Genomic DNA, 3,697 nt, shown 5'->3' with positions numbered 1-3,697 from the left:
AAGTGCCAAAAACTGCTGGGGCTGCTCTATGCCGACGAAGCCGCACCGTATGCCGAGATCTCACAGAAGCTAGGGATTCCCGTGGGGAGCATTGGGCCACAGCGGGCACGGTGTCTGGAGCGTCTGAAAAGAAAGTGGGAGGAGCTGGAGGCGTAGGCGTATTTTTCCCGACGCTTGCGGGTTCTTGATAAAAGACATGGACGAATTTACGGACGGGTGGCTGGAAACGACGCTCCGGTCGGCGCTGGAATCGGAGCCTGCGCCGTCGGCGGCGGCGCTTGACTTCGCCCTCGGGCTGGCACGGATGCTGCCCACTGCCAATCGTCCGTCGCTTATTGCACGCCTTGTCTCAGGCGGCCAGCCGCTCGCGACGGCGCGTGGCGGCGTGGCGCAGCAGCGGCTCTACGAGACAGACAGCCATCTGATCACGCTCTGGGACGAGGCCGACTCGGGGGCGAGCCGCTACCTGATTGGACAGGTCTATGCAAAAAATAATGGACCGCTCGTGCCCGAGTCCGTGACCCTGTTTTCGGTGCAAAGTGCCGAGATCAGCGCCCGGCAAGAGGACAGCGAGTTCCATGTGGCAGGTGTCGCGCCCGGAGTCTATGCCCTGCGCTGCGCCCTGGAGAGCGCGGATATTCTTCTGCCCGGAGTCGAGGTCGGCACTTAGGCATGGACGCACTCGCGGAGGCGCGCGCGCTACGGCAACAAGGCCGCCACGAAGACGCACTGAGAGCGTTTGCCCGCGCCGTGCAGGAAGCAGCCGCCGCGGGCGAGACGCTTCTGGCGGTGCAGGTTCGGATTGGGGAGATTGACAGTCTTGGCATGCTAGGCCGCTACGACGAGGCCCATGCACTGGCAGAGGCGCTGGAGCCACAGCTTCCGCCACGCGATGCCGCGCGCGTGCTTGGCAACCTGGGGAGTCTGCACCTACGGCGCGACCAGTACTCCGAAGCCCTAGCCTGCTACGAGAGAGCGAGCGCACAGGATGCCGACCCGCGCCTACATGCCGGACTCGCCGTAAACTCCGGGATTGCACTGACCTATCTGGGCCGCCACGACGATGCCGAAGTGCGCTACGAACACGCCCGAGTGCTCTACACCACGCTAGGCTCACGCTTCGATGCCGCTGTCGTCGCGACAAATCTGGGATTTCTCAGCGCCACCGCGGGCCGCTACGCAAAGTCGCTCGCACTGCTCGGCGAGGCAATCGGCGTATTTCAATCGGAAAAAACAGAGCATGAGCTGGCCCGCGCAGCAATAGATGCCGGTGAGACCTGCCGCGCACTGAATCTCTTGCCTGAGGCGCTGGCACACTTCGGCAGCGCACAAGCGATCTTTGAGCAGCTCCCGCTCGACTATGACCGCGCCCGCGCGGCTCTCGGGCAGGCCGCCGTGCTCGCCCAGCAAGGCCGCGATGCCGACGCGGAGGTGGCACTCTCCCAGGCGGAGACGCTCTTTGTGGCGCAAGGAAACGCAGTTCAGCAAGCCCATGTCCAGCTTCTACGCGCTCTACTCCATCAGCGCCAGGGCCGAGAGACCGAAGCCCAAGCAGCGGCGCAAACGGTGCGAGAGGGCTTTATGGCCGCAAGCTTACCCGGGTGGGTTGCCGAGGCGCAGCTGGTTCTGGGTGAGAAACTGGAGAGTGTCGCAGCGCTGGCTCGCACCACGGGCCGTGTCTGGCTGGAGAGCCGCGCGGAGCGTGCGCTCGGACTGAAAACCACAGACAGAGCCACGGCGCTGGAGCACTTCCGACGAAGTGTCACCGCGCTAGAGAGCCTGCGGGCGGGGATCGCACCAGAGGAGCTGCACGTGGCGTTTCTCTCCGATAAAGAGGCGATCTACAGCGAGCTGGCGAGCCTCTTGCTCAGCAATTCTCCCACGGAAGCCGAGCTTGCCGAAGCGCTAGCCGTCACGGAGCGCTCCCGCTCCCGCTTGCTACTGGAGCGCGTGCTCTCTGCCGCGGAGAGCTTGCCGTCCAGCCCGACGCTGGAAACGCTCCGGGCGGAGCTGAGCCGCGCCTACCGAGAGACACTCCCTCAAGACCCGAGCGAGCCGCAGCGCCATGGCCTGCTCTCTCGTGATCTCTCCCAGCTCGAAAGTGCCTACGCACAGGCTCTGCGCAAAAGTGAGCTGGCGCACTTGCTACCGAAAAGCATCTTCCAGAACACGCTCCCCGATCGGGCAGCACTTCAAGCCGCGCTCGCGCCCGACGAAACACTGCTGATCTTTGGGCACTTTGGCGAGAGCCTCGGGGCATTTGTGCTAGAGCGCGAGCGTCTCACAGCCCTCCCGCATCTGGCGGAGCTCTCCGAGCTCCGGCATGCGGCACGCCGCTTTCGCTATCACCTACAGAAAATGGCAGGAGCCCCCACGCTTCGCCCCCTGCTTGCGCCCGCTCTCAAGACGGAACTGGACGCTGTTCTCACACAGCTCTATGACTTCGTTTTCCGACCAATAGCCGCAAAGATTCGCACCAAACGGCTGGTTATCGTCCCGACGGACGTGCTTCACGGGCTTCCTCTCGCGGCCTTTCGCGACAAAGACACCTACTTACTAGATCAGTATGAGCTGGTTATCACGCCCAGCGCCGCGATCTGGCACACCCTGGTAAGCCGACATAAACCCTCAAAGCTCCGTACCGGCCCGGCACTCCTCGTGAGCCTGCAAAGCGTAGGAACCGAGCAGGCACAGGCTGAAGTCGAAGCAATAGAGCCGTGCCTCACTGAGGTGACGGCGCTTGCGGGCAGTGCGGCGACACTTACGGCGGTGCGCGAGCAGATGAAAGACAAGGCAATCTTGCACTTTGCGACCCATGCGCTCTTTCGGCAGGACAACCCGCTCTTCTCGGGCTTGCAGCTCTCGGAGGGGTGGCTTCTGGCGCGGGATCTCTATGGTTTGCCGATTGATGCCGATCTGGTCACTCTCTCAGCGTGCCAGACGGCGGTGTCGCAGATCGCGGCGGGCGACGAGCCTTTTGGACTGGTGCGTGGCTTTCTGGCCGCAGGAGCGCAGCGTGTCGCCGCGAGCCTCTGGCCTGCCGATGATGCGGCGACGGCAGCACTGATGCAGGGATTCTATGGGAAAATCGCACGGGGACAGACACCGTCCCAAGCCCTGCGAGCGGCACAACAAGAGCTACAAGCGCTGTGGCCGCACCCGTACTACTGGGCGGCGTTCTGCCTGATGGGAAGTGGATAATGAAGATTGCATTACTGGGACTCGGGCTCTTGAGCCTGGCACTGAGTGGCTGTGGCGGAAGCGATACGAGCGCCTTCCCCTCGCCCTTTGGCACGAATAATGAGCGAGGGATTCTGCTACGGATTCAGCCGGGCACTGATCCCGTGGCACTGGCACGGGAGTACGGGCTAACCCTAGACGACGGCGACCCGAGTGGCAATCTCTACCGTTTCCGTCAGCGTGAGGACGATAAAGAGGATCGCAATAAGCTCTCCGAGCGACTACGGGGCGATGCACGCTTCACGGACGCGGAGCCCGACGAGGGGGTTCGCTGCCCGGAAGGCAGCAGTGTCACGGGAGACCCAATCCACGTGCCCTTTGATTTTGTGGGCACCAGTGATAGCCGCTACACTCCGCTGGCGAGTGACTACAGCAGCACGACAGTCAATCCCACCGCCAGCCAGCAGCTTGGGCTAAGCGACTCACGGAGCGTCAAGCGCACCACGGCGGTGATTGT

At 63.3% G+C, this 3,697-nt stretch carries 3 protein-coding genes; all 3 read left to right on the top strand.

Features of this window, described 5'->3' with window-relative positions; all coding sequences use genetic code 11:
- Positions 1-196: 196 nt before the first annotated feature.
- Entirely contained in the window at positions 197-670 is a 474-nt protein-coding gene (locus ACH2EH_RS16650; RefSeq protein ID WP_395143308.1) for a hypothetical protein, read from the top strand.
- Positions 671-672: 2 nt separating this feature from the next.
- Complete coding sequence (locus ACH2EH_RS16645) at positions 673-3,201, top strand: CHAT domain-containing protein (protein ID WP_395143306.1); 2,529 nt, start codon at positions 673-675, stop codon at positions 3,199-3,201.
- A partial coding sequence (locus ACH2EH_RS16640; protein ID WP_395143304.1) for a hypothetical protein occupies positions 3,201-3,697 on the top strand: 497 nt, incomplete at its 3' end. The genes ACH2EH_RS16645 and ACH2EH_RS16640, both read left to right, overlap by 1 nt.

The sequence above is a fragment of the Armatimonas sp. genome, from assembly GCF_043760365.1.
In the GTDB taxonomy this organism is placed as follows: domain Bacteria; phylum Armatimonadota; class Armatimonadia; order Armatimonadales; family Armatimonadaceae; genus Armatimonas.
This window is presented reverse-complemented; position numbering and strand designations above follow the sequence as displayed.

What these genes read in the sequence shown, in the direction of transcription:
- ACH2EH_RS16650 (WP_395143308.1), top strand. Translation starts at nt 197, where the DNA reads ATGGACGAATTTACGGACGGGTGGCTGGAAACGACGCTCCGGTCGGCG.
- ACH2EH_RS16645 (WP_395143306.1), top strand. Translation starts at nt 673, where the DNA reads ATGGACGCACTCGCGGAGGCGCGCGCGCTACGGCAACAAGGCCGCCAC.